Source organism: Youngiibacter multivorans (assembly GCF_017873395.1).
GTDB lineage: Bacteria > Bacillota > Clostridia > Clostridiales > Clostridiaceae > Youngiibacter > Youngiibacter multivorans.
This window is the reverse complement of sequence record NZ_JAGGKC010000023.1, coordinates 26117-45994: the sequence shown is the minus strand read 5'-3', so window position 1 is coordinate 45994 and position 19878 is coordinate 26117. Positions and strand designations below refer to the sequence as shown.

Here is a 19878-nt window from a genome sequence, read left to right as displayed (position 1 = left end):
CCAACCCTTAAGTCTTAATTCGAAGGTGTTCCACATTCTGGACAGAATCTGGGCTTTGCACCCTTAACCTCATGTCCGCAATTTCCGCATTTCCAGCTTTCTATCTTTCTGGCTCCGCATTCTATGCAGAATTTCCCTGTATTTAAAGTACCGCAGTTTCCGCACTTCCAGTCTCCTGTTCCAGCACTCGCCTGCGCACCTGCTCCGGTATTCTGAGCCTGTTGTGCCTGCTGAGCCTGTTGTGCCTGCTGTTCCTTCATCCTCATCTGCTCCACATTTGACTGTGAGGCAGTTCCCATGAATCCTCCACCTGCCTGCATTCCCATACCCATACCCATGAAGGTGGCGGCACTTCCGGCTTCGTTGGATCCGGCTGCCTCAAGTCCTCTTGCAATGGATCCCTGGACATAGCCTTCCCTTACGGAAGGGTCCCCAAGCATTGCTCCCTTGTTCCTCATGTTGATGAGCTCCTTCGACTCGTCGTCGTAGGAAATGGATGCGATACCTACCGCCTGTATTATGAATCCCCTCATGTCATTCCAGCTCTTGTCGAGGACATCAGCCATATACTTCGACAGCTCAGTGCCCTTTGAAGCCACATGGGATATCCTGATGCCGTCAACAGACATCTTGTTCATTGCTGACTGCAGAGCCTCAAGGAATTCCGACAGGTACTGCTCGTTGATGTCGTCTATCTCAACCTTGTCTGCATTCCTTGGGACAGCCTCAGCATAGAACTTCAGGGGATCAGTGATCTTTATGGAGTAGTTGCCGTGGGTCCTCAGGAAAAGCTCAGAGTTGTAGAAATTATCAAAGTAGTTTAGGGGGTTCTTTGTACCGAACTTTATCCCCTTGATTTCCTGAAGATTGATATAGAATACCTTCTGGGCTGTCGGAGTCACTCCGCCGTACTTGACCCTGTTGAAGGTCTCCTTCAGGGTATCACCGAATTTACCTGTAAACAATGAAGGAAGTGAAGAATTGTTAACAGTGTAGTAGCCTTCTTCAGCAGTGAAATCAACAACCTTTCCTCCATCGACCACCATCATGAACTGATTGGGATATACATGGATAACTGAACCGTTTGAAACGGTATTCTCAGTACCCTTGATGTTGCTGTTCCTCTTGTCGTCGCGCCTTACCTTTCTGCCCGATGTAAACACGGTGTTGTCGCCCATATCATCCGGTTCGATTACCTCAAGCCACTGGTCCGCCAGGGATCCGCCGACTGCACTTGCTATTGCCTTTATTATTCCCATTTCAAACCTCCTTGAATCTGGTCTCTGCCTTGATTATACCACAGCTATTCTTAAAGCCGTTTTTTTAACCTGATTTTTATCATTCGTTTACATTTTTCCCTCCATAAGGTTACATCAGCTATTTCAGTCATACAAAAGAAAAAACTGCAGGCTTCAAACGAAGCTCTGCAGTCAATATAGCCTATTTGTTCTTCATGCTCATTAGGTTCAGAAGTCCACCTGCTGCCATGATCTCTGCCTCTCTCTCTGAAAGAGACACGGAGACATCAAAGCTTGTGCCCTTGGTCACATTCTGGACTGTAAGAGTCCCTGTTGAAATGTTCTCAAGGAGTCCGTTGATCTCGAGCACATCATTCTTGTCCACACCGTCGTAGTCCTTCTCATCCTTGAAGGTAACTGGCAGTATGCCGTTGTTGATGAGGTTTGCCTTGTGGATCCTCGCAAAGGACTTTGCAATAACTCCCTTTATACCGAGGTATAGAGGAGCCAGTGCGGCATGCTCCCTGCTTGAACCCTGTCCGTAGTTCTTGCCTGCAACTATGAATCCGCCGCCATTCTCCTTGGCGTTCCTTGGAAAATCCTTGTCCAGTGGAGTGAGGCAGAATTCCGAAAGGTACGGCACATTTGACCTGTATGGAAGAAGGCTTGCATTGGATGGCATTATGTGGTCTGTTGTAACATCATCCATAACCTTGATAAGGGCTTTTCCTGATACCTCATCCTTCATTGCAGTGTTCTTCGGGAAAGGCTTGATGTTCGGTCCTCTCTTGACTTCAACTGAGCTGCCGTCTTCAGCTGGCTTCACGACCATGTTGTCGTTAACCAGGAACAGCTTTGGCATCTCTATGTCAAGATCCACGTTCATGTCGAAGTCCTCAGGTCCTGCTATGAATCCTGCAACAGCGGAATAAGCTGCAACCTCAGGGCTCGCAAGGTAGACGTCCGCAGAATCAGTTCCGCATCTGCCCTTGAAGTTCCTATTGAATGTCCTTAAGGATACTCCGTCGTTGCTTGGAGCCTGTCCCATGCCTATGCACGGTCCGCAGCCGGACTCAAGTATCCTGGCACCAGCCCCTATTATCTTCGCAAGGGCACCATTCTGTGCAAGCATGCTGAGCACCTGCTTGGAGCCTGGTGAAACGACTAGGGAGACATCCTCATGCACGGTCTTGCCGTCAAGGATGCTTGCTACCTTCATGAGGTCTACATATGAGGAGTTTGTGCAGCTCCCTATGGCTACCTGGGTGAGTTTCTTTCCTCTTACAGTACTGACGGGCACTACTGCATCAGGTGAGTGTGGAAGCGCGATGTTTGGCTCCAGAGTATCGAGGTCTATGACGAGCTTTTCAGAATATACAGCATCCTCGTCAGCCTTCAGTTCCCTGTAGTCCTTCTCCCTGCCCTGTGCCTTGAGGAACTCCAGCGTCCTTTCATCCGACGGGAATATGGAGGTAGTTGCCCCGAGTTCAGCACCCATGTTGGTGATTGTTCCTCTTTCAGGCACTGAAAGGTGAGCTACTCCGTCACCGGTATATTCGAATATCTTGTTGACTCCGCCCTTTACTGTGAAGTGCTTCAGCACCTCAAGGATAATATCCTTAGCCGCGGTAAAGCTCTTGAGCTTACCTTTTAGCTCCACGTTCACTATCTTCGGCATCGGTATGTTGTACTCTCCGCCTGCCATGGCCACAGCCACATCAAGTCCGCCTGCACCGATTGCAAGCATTCCCATTCCTCCGCCAGTCGGAGTATGGCTGTCTGAGCCCAGAAGCGTATCTCCCGGAACAGAAAACCTTTCAAGATGAACCTGATGACAGATTCCGTTTCCAGGCTTTGAGAAATATATGCCATGCTTCTTTGCCACGGTCTGGATGTAGAGATGGTCATCCGCATTTTCAGGCCCGGACTGCAGCATGTTGTGGTCGATATAGGCTACGGACCTCTTGGTCCTGACCTTGTCCACTCCCATTGCCTCAAACTGAAGATATGCCATAGTTCCTGTGGAATCCTGCGTAAGTGTCTGGTCTATCCTTATGCCCACCTCTGATCCGGCCTTCATATCACCGGTTACAAGATGCTCCTTGATTATTTTTTCAGCTAGTGTAAGTCCCATTTCGTTCCTCCTTTGTCTTCCAATGCCCGAATAAGATTCTACCGGGCGACGATTAGTCAAATAATAACATGATATAGACGGATGTTCAATATTCAATTGCAGGATTCATTTCTGTTTATTTCATTTTTTATGAAAAAAACACCTAAATGGACATGCAAATCACAGAAATTACAACTCGAAACACGAACAATTGCATCAGGTTCATCTTTCAGCTACATGCACCCTCTTGTCAGATGAGTATTCGCACTTTATCAGCACCTCTTCGTCAGGCTTAGCTTTTATCTTGAAAAGAAGCGTATTCGAATTCTTCATCTCATATGCAGGACTAGAACTTCTTGGCTCGAACTTTTCCCATATATACAATTCATAATGGATAACTGATGTCTCCTTGCTGTGGTTTCTTATCTTCGCCTCCCACCTGACGTAGTCGATTCCGTTCCGCTGATTCCTGGAGGTCTCACTGCCTTCCACTTCAATGTCGAAGGCTTTGCCGGCCTTAAGCTCGACTTCGCTGCCTTCAGGCATATGACCTATGGATGCTTCACCTGTAAACCTCAGCGAATTACCGTCAAGCATATACAGCCTGACCCTTCCTTCCGGAAGTGGCATGCCGAGCCCGCTTTCCTTACTGTTCAAAAAGGTAATTACGGGCTGCGCTCCATCCATGTTATTGCCTGCCAGATAATGCTTGGAAAACGGAACATCGCTTCCAGCAAACAACTGTACCTGCTTTGATTCTCCATCTGGAATATCCGTCCTTGATTGAAGTGAAAACATATGATAATCGGAAACAGACCTCTGCTCAGCTCCGTAACTTGCATCGGCCTGGATTGACTTTGCCATATACATCATCTCAGGACGTTCATTTACTCTCGCTACATTTCCTGCCATAAGTCTGACCAAAGCGTTCCTGTATGTTCTTCCGCTGTTATTTGAAATCCCCGCCCGCCCTGTAAGCTTCAGCCTTTCATCGCCAATCTCAGCTGCATAGTTCATCGTGAAGGACAGACCTCTTGTGATGTACGAGGCCTTGATCTCTCTGCCTGCTTCCTTTACCTTCATCATTATGCCTGGACTGGTCCTGATTCCATCAGGATGCAGAGGAAGTATCAGCTCGTCATGGCTGTCTACAAGGATTTCTCCAGTCTCTATATCCTGAAAGACAAGCATTCCAGAAGCTTCAAGCACCTTAACCAGCTTTACCGAACCAGTGTCCCTGTTCTTAAGGTGCACTGTCCTGTCCTTGTACCTGCTGATAAGCCATTCTCTGCTTATCAGGTCATATTCGAAGCTATATTCCAATACGTCAAGTCCCCTTATAACGAGGGAATCAGGCTCCAGGAGTGCTGGTACATCAAGATACTCAAGCTCTGCTCCTTCCATTCCCTCAAGGCTCCTTGTTTCGCCTACGGTACCGAAGCCATCGCTGTATATAGTCAGTTCAAGTTCTTTCGTATTTGATGAACGGGATATTTTTCTCATATCTTATTTCCTTTCGTCCTCATCGGTTTCAGGGACATAAATATTGAAATGTGACATGACGATTTCAGCTACAGGTACGTATATTATGAACGCAGCAATATTAAGAGCAAACATCCCGGCAGGATACATCAGTATGGTGATTCCGATTATGACAGCAGTTATCTTCCTGAGTATCGAATCAAGTGCTATAATTTCCCTGTATTTTGTTCCGCATTCACTGCAAATTATTCCTCTCCCACGAAGAAGAGGCAGAAGCCTATCTCTGATACTGATTTTCTTCCCGCATTTCAGGCAGTTTCTCATAAATCATTCCTGCCTTTCCTGTCAAATCTCCTGATATATGTGCACCCTTTGCACAAATCCTCAACCAGCCTTCTTCCGTTGAATCCCTCATAGATGGCAACAGCTCTGTCTCCAGAAAGTATCTCCTTAAGCTGAGTGTCAAATACGTTTCCTAAGGGTATGCTTCCCTGGCTGTCGAGGCAGCATGGTACTACCGTGCCGTCGGCAAGTATTCCTATGTGGTCCCTCATGCCATGGCAGAATCCATATTCTGCAGAGGTTCCGGCACCCTCTTCAGGCCAGACGAACCGTTCCTGGAAGCCCAGGTATATCCCTTCCATCAGTTTTATTCCGTTTTTGCCCTTGCCTGAAGTCAGTATCTCCCTCTCAAGCCCAAGGCTTTCAAGAATATATGACACTACCTTCTCATTTTCAGAATTCAGGCCTTCTGCCAGTTCTCCAGACAGGTTCCAAAGCCTTAGCTCATTGATTACCTTTCCTGATGCGGCCGCAGCAAAGTCCATGATGTCCTTCAGATACTCTTCAAGCGAGATCCCCATCTCGTTCGCCTCGTAGCTGTGAAGCGAGAAGCTAACCTTGCGAAGTGCAGGTGATGCAAGTAGGACTTTACTCCTGGAGCCAATCAGAATGCCATTTGTCGCAAGGTTCACCTTAAGGCCAAGTTCAGAGCAGATGGAAAGGAATTCCCCTATGCTTTCATTCATGAGAGGTTCTCCCATAAGGTGAAAGCAAACATGGTCCGTAAATTCTGAGACTTCCTCTGCTATATGCCGGAAAGACCTCGCATCCATCATCAGCTTCTCCCGCTTTGTCTTTATGCAGAAGCTGCAGTCAAGGTTGCAGATGTTAGTTGTCTCTATGTATACCCGTTTAAATCTCTTCAATTGCTTCAGCCTTCCATATCTTACTATTTCAATACCCATTCTATCACAAATGCAATCTAATCAGCCACAGAGCAAAAAGGAAGGGCTGCAGCCTTTTCCAGCTGCAGCCCTAGGGATATTGATATCATGGAAGCATTTCGGCAACTGTCCTGAAGCTGTAGCCTTTGTCCTTCAGACCCTGTATGATCCTCGGAAGAGCTTCAGGCGTCTTGGCATAAGCCACATGCATCAGCACTATTCCGTTATCCGAAGCATTGCTCAGCGCCCTGTTCACGATATAGTCTGTGGTTACAGTGACCCCATTGATGCTTTCTGCCCAGTCATGTGTATCAACCGTCCATAGCACTGTATACGGATAGCCCTGCTCTCCTGCTACCTTAAGCACTGTGCTGTTATATTCTCCGAATGGCGGCCTGAATAGTGTCGGCCTGATTCCAAGGATATTCGAGTAGATTTTTGTGCTTTCGGTGAATTCATACCTTATCTGGGCCTCAGTCATCGTATTCATGTGAGGGTGCGTAAGGCTGTGGTTCTGAATGCTGTGCCCTCTTGCCTTGATCTCCTTCGCAAGGTCCTGATGGTCCTGAACCCAGTATGCCCTCAGGAAGAATGTAGCCTTTATTCCATAGTCGTCAAGCACATCGAGAATCGGAATAGCCTGGTCGAATAGCCATCCTGCATCAAAGGTTAATGCAATGTCCAATCCAGCCCTGTCAACAAGCCCTTTGTTTGTCGCAATCGAGCTTAATCCAGTGGAAAGATAGGCAGTGTGGCACCAGCCCTTTGTTCCGTCATAGGTCACATATGCCCAGTAGCCTGAAATCCTGTGGACTGCAACAGCAGATCCTTTAGGCATTACCCTTAGGATCGGGTATGAGGTTCCTGGTCCGCTTCTCAAATTTAGTTCATCAGTAGTGTATCTGGTATACAGGACAGGGTCCGCAGCCGATACCTTCTGAAGGTAGTATGAGCTTGAATAGCCTGTCTTGCCGGAATATGTGAATCTAGCCCATCCATTTGATTCTGAAATCACATTTACCGTAGTGCCTTTCGGAATTACAACAAGTATCTGATAGGTTGTTCCAGGTCCCGACCTGAAGTTCAGGTTTGCGGTAGTTATCCTGAAGTCATTGACTGATGTTGATACAGGTACAAGGTATGACATCGATGAATATCCAGTCTTACCTGCGTAGGTTACCTTCGCCCAGTTGTTTACAGTGGACTGTACTGTAACTGAAGTACCCTTTGGTATTACTGCGATTACAGCATAGGTAGTTCCGGGGCCGCTTCTTAGGTTCAGGTTTGCAGTTGTGACCCTTATGTCCTCAGCTGCCAAAGCTTTCATCTTAGTAAAGCCGAATCCCGAAAAAACAAGTGCAAATACTACAATCAAAGATAGTATGATGTTTCTCCTTTTAAGTTTCATTTCATTACCCCCTCGTAAGGAGAAAAGTGACTACGCTATATGGAACCGTAAAAATTCCATCTGTCTACGATGCCATGATAACAATAAAATCATAAGGAATTGTTTCAATATGGAGTTAAACAGGTTATTATTCGGTTACAATTTCTGTGAAACACCCCTTAATAATCCAGAATTTCCCATACGAAGCAAAAAACCAGCACTTCGCAGTACTGGTATGATTATTATTCTGATTTCCTGTCTCTAAGCATCAGGGTCTTTATTGCTTCCTTCAGATCTTTTCCCTGGAAAAGCACCTTGTATATCTGGTCCGTAATGGGCATCTCGATGCCCATTATTTCCTTCAGCTCATAGAAGGCCTTTGTAGCCTTTATTCCTTCGACCACCATGCCGACCTTCTCGGCCGCTTCATCCATAGTGCAGCCTTTACCAATCAGTATTCCTGCTCTCCTGTTCCTCGAATGCATTGAGGTGCAGGTAACGATCAGGTCTCCCATTCCGGTTAGCCCGTAGAAGGTCTCCCGGTTAGCTCCGACAGCTTCACCGACCCTGATTATCTCAGTCATTCCTCTGGTCATGAGGGCTGCCTTTGCATTGTCGCCATAGCCCACTCCATCGAGGATTCCTGCTGCGAGCGCAATAATGTTCTTAACCGCTCCGCCAATCTCAACGCCAATGAGGTCTTCATTGGTATATACCCTTATGGTATCTGAAAAGAACAGGTCCTGTACCTTCTCAGCTGCGGCCATGTTCCTGGAGGATGCCACCAGCGTGGTGGGCATTGACTTTGACACTTCTTCCGCATGGCTTGGGCCAGATAGTATAACCACCGGATTATCAAGTATCTCCTCCATCGTGACTGAAAGCCTGCCATGAGTCTGTGGATCAAGTCCCTTGGCGATGCTTATTACAATGGTTTCCTTATCAAGATATCCCCTGACCTTTTCGCACATTTCACGGATTACGTGAGACGGCACGGCAAGCAGGACGAAATCCATTCCAGTAGCTGCAGTCTCCAGATCCGTAGTAGCGCTTACATCACCTTCAAGTATGCATTCCGGAGTATATCTGGTGTTGGTGCGGGAGGTGTTGATCTCATTTACGATCTCTTCCTTCCTATCCCAGAGCACCACCTTGTTGTCTCTCTTCCCAAGGTTGAATCCGAGGGCCGTACCGAAGCTCCCGGCGCCTATGATCCCTATTCTCATTAGCTCTTCCTCTCCCTGTACTCTATCTTTATACCGGTTCCCTTGAAGTCAAAGTTATCCCTTAACTGATTTTCGATATATCTTGCATACGAGAAATGAAGACATTCCGGATCATTGACAAAGAAGACAAATGTAGGAGGCTTTACGCCTGTCTGAGTCCCGTAGTAAATCTTCAGCCTCTTTGTTCCAATTACCGGCGGCTCCTTCATCATCAGAGCCTTTCCTATGACATCATTGAGCACTCCTGTGCCTATCTTCTTCGTGTAATTGCTGTAGCATTCCTGAGCCATTGAAAGGACCTTCTGAGTCCTCTGTCCGGTTAGTGCCGATATGAACAGGAATGGTGCGTACGCGAGGAAGTTCAGCTCTGACTTTAGGTTCTTCAGGTACTTGTCCATGGTCTTGTCATCTTTTTCGATGAGGTCCCACTTGTTGACAATGACCATGATGGCCTTTCTCATCTCATGTGCATATCCTATGATCTTCTCATCCTGGTCGGCTATGCCGTCCACAGCGTCGATCATGAGCACTACGACATCCGCTCTTTCGATTGCTGTAAGTGTCCTTACAACTGAATATCTCTCGATCTCTTCCTTGACCTTGGACTTACGTCTTAGGCCTGCGGTGTCGACAAGAATGAACTTGCCCTCTTTAGTCTCAATGTAGCTGTCAAGGGCATCCCTGGTAGTACCGGGAATCTCTGAGACTATCGCCCTTTCTTCACCAAGCAGCCTGTTGATCAGGGATGATTTTCCTACGTTAGGTCTTCCAACGAAGGCGACCCTTACGACATCCTGATCCTCTTCTACCTCATAGTCAGGGAAATGGCTTACCACTTCATCAAGAAGCTCACCAAGTCCAAGTCCTTGGGAAGCTGATATGGTTATAGGATTCCCGAGACCAAGGTTGTAGAATTCAAAGGCATTGTCCTCATCCTTGAAGCTGTCTATCTTGTTTACGGCGAGCACGATAGGCTTGCCGCTTCTCCTCAGCATTCCTGCCACTTCATGGTCGGAATCTGTAAGACCGGTCTTTCCATCAACAATGAATATTATGACGTCAGCTGTTTCCATAGCCACCTGTGCCTGCCTTCTCATCTGGGCAAGTATGATGTCATCGGATTTAGGCTCTATTCCGCCTGTATCTATCAGTTTGAAGTTATGTCTCAGCCAGTCTGCATCAGCGTATATCCTGTCCCTTGTGACTCCCGGAGTGTCCTCCACGATGGCAATCCTATGCCCGGCAAGTCTGTTGAAAAGTGTCGATTTGCCCACGTTAGGGCGGCCAACTATGGCCACTATCGGTTTTGCCATTTATATCACCTCGAAAAATTGATTGCATTTGTATCCAATTAACTATGATACCCTATGCAGTTTCAAGAGTCAAATGCGATTTCAGGCAGATAGTCACAAAATTAAGTCCAATTTTCCCAGAATCCGGAGCTTTCGGTCTTTTTAGCACCTGCTTTCTGACGAAACGGCAAAAAAAGATCCCTCATGGTATCAGATCGGACAGCATTCCGACAGACATCAGAGGGATCGGCAATAGTCATTTTTTCACAGGTTCAGCTCCACATGTTCTCCAGTTTCGATATAGATAGTCCACTCACAGACGTTTGTCATATGGTCGCCTATACGCTCAAGATACTTCATTGCAAAATTCAGCTGAGCTGCAACAATTGCAAAACCCGGCTCCTGCTTTACATATGCATACAGCTTCCTGACTGATGCCACATAATTGTCATCTATTATGTCATCAAGCTTTGTTACCTCATAAGCCCTTTCGCTGTCATGGCTCACGAAGGAATCGAGACCTTCACGTATCATTCTGATGCAGGTATCCTTCATTGCCCTTATCTCATTACCTAGAAAGGAAATTTCCTCATCTCTTATGTTCGTGGATATCCTCGCAATGTCTACGGCATGGTCTCCTGCCCTTTCAAGGTCTGTAACTACCTTAATAGTGGTAAACAGTTTTCTGAGATCCGAGGCTACCGGCTGCAGCGTTGCTATGATTCTGACAGCTTCATCCTCAACCTGCCTCATGAGGTCATCAACGATCTTATCCCCTGACTTTACAGCTTCGGCCATTTCAATGTCTCTATCAAGCAGTGACCTCACTGCAAGTTCAACCTGACTCTCAACCGCAGCTCCCATCGCCATAAGCTTTTTGTTAATGCTCGCTATCCCTGACTCCAGTGTCTTATATGACAAACTGCATTCCTCCCGGGTTTCGATAAAACGGACCAAACCGGCAAACTCCCATAAAAGGGAAATTATCCCGGTTTTTCCACGCTCGATGTCATTTCAAGGACCTACCGGGCTTTCATTTCCTTTCAGTCACATTTTCAATGATACGGTCCTGATGTTGAATCCATGTTTGACTTGTGTTAGGAATATGTAAATTCAGGAAAAATGCAAAAATGCCTGGTTCTTTGACCAGGCATTGCGGACTAATCCATAGGTATAGATACAGTGAAGGTGGTTCCCCTGCCAATTTCAGATTCAACCTTTATGTCACCCTTCATAGAGAGGACGATATGCTTGACAATCGCAAGTCCGAGACCCGTTCCACCCTTGGCTCTGTCCCTTGACTTGTCAACTCTGTAGAACCTCTCGAAGAGCCTCGGCAGATGCTCCTCGGGTATCCCTACTCCAGTATCCTTCACAGAGAGTATCAGCTTTCCACCCGACTTTTCAATTCGAACTTTCACCTTGCCGTTTGGTTCTGTGTATTTTATGGCGTTATCTACCAGATTTATCACCATCTGGTTATAGTTGTCCCTGTCTCCCATTAGAATCGGGTTACCTGACGCTGTAAGCGTGAGCTCGATGCTCTTTGTTACAGCCATCTGGTGCAGCATGTCACAGATCCTTCTTGTCTCCTCAACAGTATCGATCTCTTCTATCTTAGGTTCCCTGTTCTGCTCCAGAGATGAGAGAGACAAAATGTCATTTATTAGCCTTGTAAGCCTCTCCGCCTCTTCATTTATGATATCGAGGAACTTTATCCGTGTCTTTTCATCATTGACGAACCTGAGAGTCTCGGAAAATCCTTTTATTGATGTCAGAGGCGTCTTCAGCTCATGGGATACGTTCGCAACAAACTGGCTTCTGAGATTCTCAAGCCTCTTGATGTCTGTTATATCCTGTATCACAATGACTACTCCGACCTTATTCATCCTTTCTCCAAGGATATCTGCCTTCTTCATCTTGAGGTCCTTGCCTTCAGGCGTCCTTATCGCAGCCACGTTCTCGTCCGAGCCCAGATATTCGTATACGCTGGAGAGATTCGGGAAGCTTCCGATTTTCATGCCGAGAGTATCGCCCCTGACGCTGAAAAGCTGCTTTGAAAAAGGATTCATCATTATGATGGTTTCGTTGTTGTCCAGGGCAATGACTCCGGAATCCATGCTTTTCAGTATCGCTTCGAGCCTGTTCTGCTTCTCAAGAGATTCCACTATGGTTGTCTCCAGCCTTTCGGCCATGTTGTTGAAGTTCCTTGAGAGCCTTGCAAGCTCTTCATCCTGCTTCAGCTCTACCCTTCTTGACAGCTCTCCCCTCGCGATCCTGTCTGTTGCAAAGGACAGCTCCTCAATCGGTTCAAGAAGGAAGCCTGAGAGCCTCAGTATAATTATCGTCGAAACCAGAACGACAAGAAAAAGCGCAGTAGCGAGGTATTTTATGTAGTTTCCGCTTAAGGCGAAATTGCTGAATGGATACGCAGACCGAATGAAGCTTCCATCATCCAGCATCAGCGCTGAATAGACCATCCTTATCCCTATGCTGGCAGAAACCCTTATATCGGTGCCTGTGGCACCTTTGGTTGCCTCGATTATCTCCTTCCTGTAAAGATGGTTCTCAGAAATATCATCCTTCAGGCTGTCATATAAAATATGGCCAGAGCTGGAAATGTAGGTTATTCTGGTATTCTCAGGAACTGAATCAAATATCCTCCCGATGTCCGTATTACCGGATTCGATGTAATTTGCCAGTATCAGGTTGGTCTCCGCCAGCTTCTCCTTGATATGGTCTGTATTCTGGAGGTCTGCAATAAGAAGGAACGCTGCAGTCATGAACATGACTATGAATGCGATGGCAATGATGAATGAGGTTACAGTCCTCTTTCTCATCCTTCTATATCGTTGAACCTGTAGCCTATTCCTCTGACAGTCTCAATGTAAACCGGATTCTTGTCGTCATTCTCCAGCTTCTGCCTGAGGTGTCTTATATGAACGTCTACAGTCCTTGTTTCTCCTGCATATTCGTATCCCCATATCTTGTCTAGGAGAAGGTCCCTCTTCAGTACCTTGCCCCTGTTCCTGATAAGCGTATCCAGAAGCTCATACTCCTTAAGAGTAAGCTCCACCTTCTCATCGCCCTTGGTCACCATATGCTTGTTGTAGTCGATTGTTACATTAGAGAAGGTAAACGTACTGCTGTTGTCTTCAACAGGCACCACGCGCCTCAGGAGCGCCTTAATCCTTGCCATAAGCTCCCTTACTGAGAACGGCTTGGTCATGTAGTCGTCAGCTCCAAGCTCAAGACCCAGGATCTTGTCGATTTCCTCTGATTTTGCAGTGAGCATTATTATTGGAGTGTTCCTTAGCTCTTCATCACGCCTTATGTTCTTGCAGACTTCAAGTCCATCCATCTGCGGCAGCATGAGGTCAAGCACAATGAGGGAAGGTTTGGTCTCCTTGGCCTTTGCCAGTCCATCCAGACCGTTGAATACGACCTCGGTAACATAGCCTGCAGCATCAAGGTTGTATTTGATCAGTTCAACTATATGTTCTTCATCATCTATTATAAGTATCCTGTCTGGTGCCATCTTATAACCTCCGAAACAAATCTTTACTTCAATTTAACCACAGGCAGAGTTTTTTTACCAATGCAACAAGTCCAGTTAACCTAAAATTTACCTTCAGACTCACTAAAAGAGGCGGCCTGATCAATCAGTCCGCCTCTTCTTACCTGTTATTGCCATTCTTTCCATTTTTCCCGTTCCTGATGCCTTCGCCTGAACCCATCAGACTCTTGATTTCCTCCAGGAAGGTATTGATATCCTTGAACTGTCTGTACACCGAAGCGAACCTTACATAAGCGACTTCATCTATGTCCTTCAGGTGAGACATGACCATTTCTCCGATTTCAGAGCTTGAAATCTCAGAAATCATCCTGTTAGATACGGTCCTCTCAATATCATTGGCTATAGATTCTATCTGAGCCCTTGATACAGGCCTCTTCTGGCAGGCTCTGATCAGTCCGGTGATGATTTTGTTTTTGTCGAAGTTCTCCCTGCTTTCATCCTTCTTGATTACAAGGATAGGGATATCCTCCACCTTTTCATATGTTGTGTATCTCTTGCCGCAGGAGAGGCATTCTCGTCTTCTCCTGATTGCCGAATTGTCTTCGATAGACCTTGAATCGATGACCTTGCTCTCTGAAAAAGCGCAGAAAGGACACTTCAAACTACGTCACCCACTTTACTTGTATCTGTTTCTGAGGAATGGAGGTATCTCAAGCTGGTCCTCGGAAACATCCGCAAGGACTACTTCTTCTGCCTTCTTCTCTTCGACTACCTTTACCTGTGCCTTTTCCTCTTCCTTGCTGTATAACTTGACCTCATCAAAGCCTGTGGCTATGACCGTGATCTTTATCTCATCCTTGAGGCTAGGGTCGATAACAGCTCCGAATATTATGTTAGCTTCAGGATCAGCAGCTTCCTTGACAACCTCGGCAGCCTCGTTTACCTCCATGAGTGACAGATCTTCTCCGCCAGTCACGTTGATGAGTATGCCAGTTGCTCCATCTATCTTTGTCTCAAGAAGCGGCGATGATATTGCTGCTGTAACAGCATCCACTGCCTTCTTCTCACCCTTTCCGTATCCGACTCCCATATGGGCAAGTCCCTTGTTGAGCATTATCGTCCTTACATCATTAAAGTCAAGGTTAACAAGACCATTATCTGTGATAAGGTCTGTAATTCCCTGCACACCCTGTCTGAGGACGTCGTCAGCCTTCTTGAAGGCTTCCTTGAAGGTGGTCCTCTTGTCTACAATCATAAGGAGCCTTTCATTCGGAATTGTGACAAGGCTGTCTACCTTTTCCTTGAGTTTCTCTATACCAATCTCTGCATTCTTCATCCTTGTCTTGCCTTCGAACATGAATGGCTTGGTTACAACTCCTACTGTGAGTATTCCCATGCTCCTTGCTATGTCCGCGACAACTGGAGCAGCACCGGTACCTGTACCGCCGCCCATTCCTGCTGTTATGAACACCATGTCGGCTCCCTTGAGAGCTGATGCTATCTCGTCCTTGGATTCCTCTGCTGCCTTCTCGCCTATTTCAGGATTCGCACCTGCTCCAAGTCCTCTTGTAAGCTTCTCGCCTATCTGGATCTTGTGGGTGGCATTTGATGAAAGCAGTGTCTGCTTGTCGGTATTGATTGATATGAAATCAACGTTACCGAGCCCTTCTATTATCATCCTGTTAACGGCGTTGTTGCCACCGCCTCCGCATCCCACTACTTTTATGTTAGCTGGTCCTGAAACTTCGAAATCAAAGTCTAACACTGATTTTCCCCCTTGCTATCTGCCAAAAATATTTCTTATTTTACTGAAAATAGATACCTTCTCATCTTCATACTCGTCCTGGTCAAATTCCTCATTACCCTTCACAGGTTCCTCTGCATGGGTCTTTACGTATCCTGAGGTCTTCTTGAAGTCATGCTTGTGCCGCTCGAAAAATTCCTCATCGGTCAGGTACTCACCTGAAGTCCTTGAAAGCTGGTTTTCTTCTCCTGCTGTCTCATTATCCAGGAGCTTTCTGTAATGAATCGTGTTCAGTACATTATATGCAATGCCGCTGGCCTGGACTGTTAAAATTCCGTTATTTTTAATTATATCAGATGTAATAAAATTTGTGGACTTCTTTGGTTTTATTTCAGATAAATTTTTGATATCATCGAATCCGCAGAGACCTCCGCCGTAGAATACAGCCTTTTCAACCTGCTCTCCGCCTTCATATGACTCCATTTCCTTTTTGACTAGGGAGATTATCTCATTTATCCTGGCTTTGACAACATCAATCGCCAATGCCCTTCGGTCGTCTGACGGGTCAATCTTTCCCGAACCAAGGGATTTCTTGAACTCCTCAGCCTCAAGCAGTGACATGTTCATTACAATCGAGAGGTCTTTGGTTATGTTCCTGCCACCTAAAGGTATCACCTTCGGTACGAAGAGCCTGTCGCCTTTGTAAAGCACTACCCTTGTAGAATATGCTCCGGTATCCACAAGGAACACTCCGTTCTCCTTGTCGCTTCTGCCAAGCAATAGGCTGGCAGCTGATTCAGATGACAGCCCGGTACCGATTACCCTCGTCCTTGCGTATGCGCATGCTTCGTATGCAGACTCCACATATTCTCTTCCTGCTATGACCACCTGAGCCCTTATTTCAAGCAGGGATCCCTTTACTCCGATAGGATTCCTATAAGGTATTTCGTCAATGTAGTACTTCGGTATTATAATGTCGACTATCTCCTCTTCAGGCTGCAGCGGTATCAGTTGTGCCATGTCAATAGCCCTGTCAATGTCTGATTCGTCGACACTGCCGTTCTTAATCGCGCTTTCACCTCTTGAATCCGCAAGCCTGCAGTATTCAGAAGGGATGTTTATATATACTGAGCTTAGGTCGCTTGAAGCCTTTGTCTCCAGAATCCTTATCGCTTTCTTTATCGATTCGCCGACAACCTTCGTATCAGTTATCCTGTCCCTTGTCACACCACTCGATTCGACAACAGCTCCAAAAAGGGTATTCTCATCATTTGTAGACAAAAGCGAAGCCTTTATATAATGGGTGCCGATATCAATACCTACGACACGATGTTCTCCAGTCATGAAAGGACCTCCTTTCAAAAATCATCATTTAACCTCATTATACATACAGCGGCAGCAGTTTTGTTTATAAATCCAAAATTTCACCAAATTTTGCAAGTATTTAGTCAAATCAGCCTCTTCTGGAGAATCCTTCTCCAGATACCTCAGTCACCGTATTAACAGAAAGGAATGCGTCTTTGTCATTCTGTTCGATGAAGAGTTTGAGCCTTATGAATTCCCTTCTTGTAAGGATGGAATAGATTATTTCATTGTCTAAGCCAGTGTATGCTCCCCGTCCCTTGATCAGGGTAGCTCCCCTGTTAAGGTCCTTCATGATGAAATCCATGATGGATTTCTTTTCAGTTGCTATAACCATTACTTCCTTCCTGGATGAGAATCCGTCAATCACCTTGTTTATGACAGCTCCGCAAAGGTATACGGATAAAAGCTGGTAAAGGCCTATCTCCACACCGAAGGTGAAAAGGGAGAACAGGGTAACCAGACAATCGACTGCCACAATGGAGCCTACCTGTTCAAAGTGCAGATATCTGTTGATCAAGGTCCCGATAAGACTCGTTCCTCCTATTGAAGCTCCCCTGTTGAGTATTATTCCAACACCGACACCCATTAGGGCGCTTCCAAAAATAGAACCAAGCAGCAGGTCATCTGTAAGAGGACCATGATATAGCCTGGTTTCAAGGAAATATACGGTGAAGGACAGTCCGAGCGACGAATACAGGGTCTTCTCACCGAAGCTCTTACCCATCAGCAGGAATGCTGCAAGAAGAAGTATTGCGTTAATTGCTATCATGAGTATACCGGTAGGTATTCCTGTGAGGCTTCCAAGAGCCAGGGCTATTCCCTGGACACCTCCGGCTGCCAGCCTGTTAGGATTGAAGACATAGACTATAGACGCTGCCGTCATAAGAATGCCTATGGTTATCAGAATGTAGTCCTTGATTATTCCCTTGATGCTTCTGTCATTTGCTCCCAATTGCGACCTCCGCGAAATGTATTCATATAGAATATACATCGTTTGAAGGTTAGTTTCCATACTCCAGCAGCGTACATTTAGTTATTTTTGACCACGAGAGGAAAAATCAGAACTAATTCCTTTTACTTAACCTTACACCTTTATTTCTCAGTTCCGAAAAAGAAGCATATCAATACTTCACCAGATTCTCCGCAAATCAGGTAAACTTCTCTTCGCTTAGTCATTTAAGATATTAAGAACAGTTTCTACTTATAATTTTCTTATATTTATTCGTGCAATATATATATTTTTTCGTGCATATTGTTTATATTGGTATTAATAAGTAAGAGCGAAGGAGATGATTAGATGGCAAGTTCCTCAACAAACATAAGCATACGTATGGACTCAAAATTGAAGGCTCAGGCTGATGCCTTGTTTGCTGAATTAGGTATGAATATCTCTACGGCATTCAATATTTTCGTCAGGCAGGCAATCCGTGAAGGTGGTATACCATTTCAAATTTCAATAAATCAGCCAAACAAAGAGACAATTCCTGCCATGCTCGAATCCGAGAAAATTGTGAAAGACCCGACGGTCAAAGGATACAACGATTTGGACGAGCTTTTCAAGGACCTTAAGAAATGAGCAAGACAAGGTACACAGTCAAATTAACGACACAGTTCAAAAGAGACTATAAGCTGGCAATAAAGCGCGGTCTCAACACTGAACTCATTGATGAATAAGCTTGCGCAAACTCGTGACTTCAGTCATGAGTTTGCAAGCGAAGTCAAAAACTAAACAGTACTTTGCATTATACAAATGTTAAACAGACCTGAGGTACTCATATGTCTAAAATACATTATGGACGCGGATAGGTCTATACAATCCAGTATCATATGGTCTGGTACGTAATATAGCGGCACGATAGCTTTATTGGGCAGATGGATAAAGATATGAAGGATTTGTTAATTCTGATTACTAATGACAATGCTTTGTATATTTTGGATGTTGAAACGCATAATGATTATGTGCATCTGCAGATTGAAAACACCGACGAGTAAATCTGCAGGTATAAACAGAGTCAGAAAATAAGTAAGACAGTTCAAGCTTTGACATCTCTGGAGGTGAGTGCAGTGCTGCAGCATAAAGCCTATGAATACCGTATCTATCCAGATAAAAAACAGGAAACACTGATTGCCAAGACGATAGGCAGTTCAAGGTATGTATACAACCATTTCCTGGAACTTTGGAACAAGGAATATGAGGAGACCGGCAAAGGTCTGACTTATTTCGCATGCTCAAAACTTCTGACCAAGATGAAGAGGGACCCGGAAACAGTCTGGCTTTGTGAAGTGGACAAGTTCTCGCTCCAGAATTCCCTTCGTAACCTGTCGGACGCCTTTTCCCGCTTTTTCAAAGGACAGAACGAGCATCCACAGTTCAAGAGCAAGAAGAGCCCTAAGCAAAGCTACACTACACAATATACGAACAACAACATCGCAGTTTCCGGGAATTGTATGAAGCTGCCTAAACTTGGCCTGGTCAAGTTTGCAGAAAGTAGGGAGATGAGAGGGTGTATACTGAATGCCACAGTACGAAGGAAACCGAGCGGGAAATTCTTCGTATCAATCCTTTGTGAAGAGGATATCTGTGAATTTCCTAAGACTGACTCTGCAGTCGGAATTGACCTCGGAATCACTGACTTTGCAATCTTGTCAGACGGCAGCAGGAATGACAACAACCATTTCACCAGGCGAATGGAAGAGAGGCTTCGACGTGAGCAGCGAAAGCTTGCAAAGCGTACACTTGCTGCAGAGAAAAGGGGAATTCCCCTGTCTGAAGCCAGGAACTATCAGAAGCAGAGACGGAAGGTTGCGAGACTCTATGAAAGGGTTGCGAACCAGCGAAATGAATTTCTGAACAAACTCAGTACAGAGATAGTCAAAAACCACGACATCATCTGTATCGAGGACCTTAACGTGAAGGGCATGGTGCGCAACCACAAGCTGGCAAAAAGCATTTCTGATGTATCGTGGGCGAGCCTTGTATCGAAACTGCAGTACAAGGCTGCCTGGTATGGAAAAGAAGTCATCAGGATAAGCAGGTGGTTTCCGTCAAGTCAGATATGCTCGGAGTGCAGCCACAAGGACGGGAAGAAACCACTCCATGTGAGGGAGTGGACCTGTCCAGTTTGCCATGCCCATCATGACCGTGATGTCAATGCAGCAAGAAATATCCTTGCTGAAGGACTCAGGATAAGAGCTCTGACTCCAGTGTATTAGCAATACAGAAGCAACAGGAACCGCAGGAATTGCGGGGATAGCTTGGTCAACAAGAGAAACCTCTGTCGGCAAAGA

18 protein-coding genes are annotated in these 19878 nt (G+C 45.8%); 3 read left to right on the top strand and 15 right to left on the bottom strand.

All coding sequences use genetic code 11. From position 1 onward, the window contains the following. Positions 1–14: 14 nt before the first annotated feature. From J2Z34_RS12705 to J2Z34_RS12635, 15 genes are all read right to left on the bottom strand, one after another. The gene (locus J2Z34_RS12705; RefSeq protein ID WP_209460245.1) at positions 15–1259 is read right to left on the bottom strand and encodes an SPFH domain-containing protein; all 1245 of its coding nucleotides are present in this window, start codon (positions 1257–1259) and stop codon (positions 15–17) included. 181 nt (positions 1260–1440) lie between these two features. Next, positions 1441–3372, bottom strand: coding sequence for an aconitate hydratase (locus tag J2Z34_RS12700; RefSeq protein ID WP_209460244.1), 1932 nt, complete (start codon positions 3370–3372; stop codon positions 1441–1443). 201 nt (positions 3373–3573) lie between these two features. After that, positions 3574–4854: a DUF4139 domain-containing protein gene (locus tag J2Z34_RS12695; RefSeq protein WP_209460243.1), complete on the bottom strand. Its 1281-nt coding sequence runs from the start codon at positions 4852–4854 to the stop codon at positions 3574–3576. A 3-nt stretch (positions 4855–4857) separates the two neighbouring features. Beyond that, positions 4858–5157 carry a hypothetical protein gene (locus tag J2Z34_RS12690; protein ID WP_209460242.1) on the bottom strand — a complete coding sequence of 100 codons (300 nt, stop codon included), beginning with the start codon at positions 5155–5157 and terminating at the stop codon, positions 4858–4860. After that, positions 5154–6041 carry a radical SAM/SPASM domain-containing protein gene (locus tag J2Z34_RS12685; protein ID WP_209460241.1) on the bottom strand — a complete coding sequence of 296 codons (888 nt, stop codon included), beginning with the start codon at positions 6039–6041 and terminating at the stop codon, positions 5154–5156. The genes J2Z34_RS12690 and J2Z34_RS12685 overlap by 4 nt, the downstream gene beginning before the upstream one ends. A 124-nt stretch (positions 6042–6165) precedes the next feature. Beyond that, positions 6166–7467 carry an SH3 domain-containing protein gene (locus tag J2Z34_RS12680; RefSeq protein WP_209460240.1) on the bottom strand — a complete coding sequence of 434 codons (1302 nt, stop codon included), beginning with the start codon at positions 7465–7467 and terminating at the stop codon, positions 6166–6168. 221 nt (positions 7468–7688) lie between these two features. Beyond that, a complete protein-coding gene (locus tag J2Z34_RS12675; RefSeq protein WP_209460239.1) occupies positions 7689–8672 on the bottom strand; it encodes an NAD(P)H-dependent glycerol-3-phosphate dehydrogenase in 984 nt (327 codons plus the stop codon). Continuing rightward, positions 8672–9985 (bottom strand): ribosome biogenesis GTPase Der, encoded by a 1314-nt coding sequence (der, locus tag J2Z34_RS12670; RefSeq protein ID WP_209460238.1) that lies wholly within the window; start codon positions 9983–9985, stop codon positions 8672–8674. Before der ends, J2Z34_RS12675 begins: the two co-directional genes overlap by 1 nt. 243 nt (positions 9986–10228) lie before the next feature. Next, positions 10229–10885 carry a phosphate signaling complex protein PhoU gene (gene phoU, locus J2Z34_RS12665; protein ID WP_209460237.1) on the bottom strand — a complete coding sequence of 219 codons (657 nt, stop codon included), beginning with the start codon at positions 10883–10885 and terminating at the stop codon, positions 10229–10231. 239 nt (positions 10886–11124) lie between these two features. Beyond that, complete coding sequence (locus J2Z34_RS12660; RefSeq protein ID WP_209460236.1) at positions 11125–12804, bottom strand: sensor histidine kinase; 1680 nt, start codon at positions 12802–12804, stop codon at positions 11125–11127. Continuing rightward, entirely contained in the window at positions 12801–13502 is a 702-nt protein-coding gene (locus J2Z34_RS12655; RefSeq protein ID WP_209460235.1) for a winged helix-turn-helix domain-containing protein, read from the bottom strand. Before J2Z34_RS12655 ends, J2Z34_RS12660 begins: the two co-directional genes overlap by 4 nt. Before the next feature lie 139 nt (positions 13503–13641). Continuing rightward, positions 13642–14142, bottom strand: coding sequence for a transcriptional regulator NrdR (gene nrdR / locus J2Z34_RS12650; protein WP_209460234.1), 501 nt, complete (start codon positions 14140–14142; stop codon positions 13642–13644). Between the two features lie 15 nt (positions 14143–14157). Continuing rightward, entirely contained in the window at positions 14158–15246 is a 1089-nt protein-coding gene (gene ftsZ, locus J2Z34_RS12645; RefSeq protein WP_209460233.1) for a cell division protein FtsZ, read from the bottom strand. Between the two features lie 15 nt (positions 15247–15261). Then, positions 15262–16569: a cell division FtsA domain-containing protein gene (locus J2Z34_RS12640; protein WP_209460232.1), complete on the bottom strand. Its 1308-nt coding sequence runs from the start codon at positions 16567–16569 to the stop codon at positions 15262–15264. Between the two features lie 109 nt (positions 16570–16678). Further along, positions 16679–17542, bottom strand: coding sequence for a YitT family protein (locus J2Z34_RS12635; protein WP_209460231.1), 864 nt, complete (start codon positions 17540–17542; stop codon positions 16679–16681). 345 nt (positions 17543–17887) lie between these two features. On the opposite strand from J2Z34_RS12635, the gene J2Z34_RS12630 reads away from it, so the two are divergent. From J2Z34_RS12630 to tnpB, 3 genes are all read left to right on the top strand, one after another. Beyond that, a complete protein-coding gene (locus tag J2Z34_RS12630) occupies positions 17888–18166 on the top strand; it encodes a type II toxin-antitoxin system RelB/DinJ family antitoxin (protein WP_209460230.1) in 279 nt (92 codons plus the stop codon). Then, the gene (locus J2Z34_RS17640; protein ID WP_245250726.1) at positions 18163–18264 is read left to right on the top strand and encodes a type II toxin-antitoxin system YafQ family toxin; all 102 of its coding nucleotides are present in this window, start codon (positions 18163–18165) and stop codon (positions 18262–18264) included. Before J2Z34_RS12630 ends, J2Z34_RS17640 begins: the two co-directional genes overlap by 4 nt. Positions 18265–18654: 390 nt before the next feature. After that, positions 18655–19803, top strand: a complete 1149-nt coding sequence (gene tnpB / locus J2Z34_RS12625; protein ID WP_209460229.1) for an IS200/IS605 family element RNA-guided endonuclease TnpB — start codon at positions 18655–18657, stop codon at positions 19801–19803. The last annotated feature ends 75 nt before the right edge of the window (positions 19804–19878 follow it).

Excerpts from the sequence above, each read along its gene's own strand:
- J2Z34_RS12705 (WP_209460245.1), bottom strand. The coding sequence starts at position 1,259 with ATGGGAATAATAAAGGCAATAGCAAGTGCAGTCGGCGGATCCCTGGCG.
- J2Z34_RS12700 (WP_209460244.1), bottom strand. The coding sequence starts at position 3,372 with ATGGGACTTACACTAGCTGAAAAAATAATCAAGGAGCATCTTGTAACC.
- J2Z34_RS12695 (WP_209460243.1), bottom strand. The coding sequence starts at position 4,854 with ATGAGAAAAATATCCCGTTCATCAAATACGAAAGAACTTGAACTGACT.
- J2Z34_RS12690 (WP_209460242.1), bottom strand. The coding sequence starts at position 5,157 with ATGAGAAACTGCCTGAAATGCGGGAAGAAAATCAGTATCAGAGATAGG.
- J2Z34_RS12680 (WP_209460240.1), bottom strand. The coding sequence starts at position 7,467 with ATGAAACTTAAAAGGAGAAACATCATACTATCTTTGATTGTAGTATTT.
- J2Z34_RS12675 (WP_209460239.1), bottom strand. The coding sequence starts at position 8,672 with ATGAGAATAGGGATCATAGGCGCCGGGAGCTTCGGTACGGCCCTCGGA.
- der (WP_209460238.1), bottom strand. The coding sequence starts at position 9,985 with ATGGCAAAACCGATAGTGGCCATAGTTGGCCGCCCTAACGTGGGCAAA.
- J2Z34_RS12660 (WP_209460236.1), bottom strand. The coding sequence starts at position 12,804 with ATGAGAAAGAGGACTGTAACCTCATTCATCATTGCCATCGCATTCATA.
- J2Z34_RS12655 (WP_209460235.1), bottom strand. The coding sequence starts at position 13,502 with ATGGCACCAGACAGGATACTTATAATAGATGATGAAGAACATATAGTT.
- J2Z34_RS12640 (WP_209460232.1), bottom strand. The coding sequence starts at position 16,569 with ATGACTGGAGAACATCGTGTCGTAGGTATTGATATCGGCACCCATTAT.
- J2Z34_RS12630 (WP_209460230.1), top strand. The coding sequence starts at position 17,888 with ATGGCAAGTTCCTCAACAAACATAAGCATACGTATGGACTCAAAATTG.
- J2Z34_RS17640 (WP_245250726.1), top strand. The coding sequence starts at position 18,163 with ATGAGCAAGACAAGGTACACAGTCAAATTAACGACACAGTTCAAAAGA.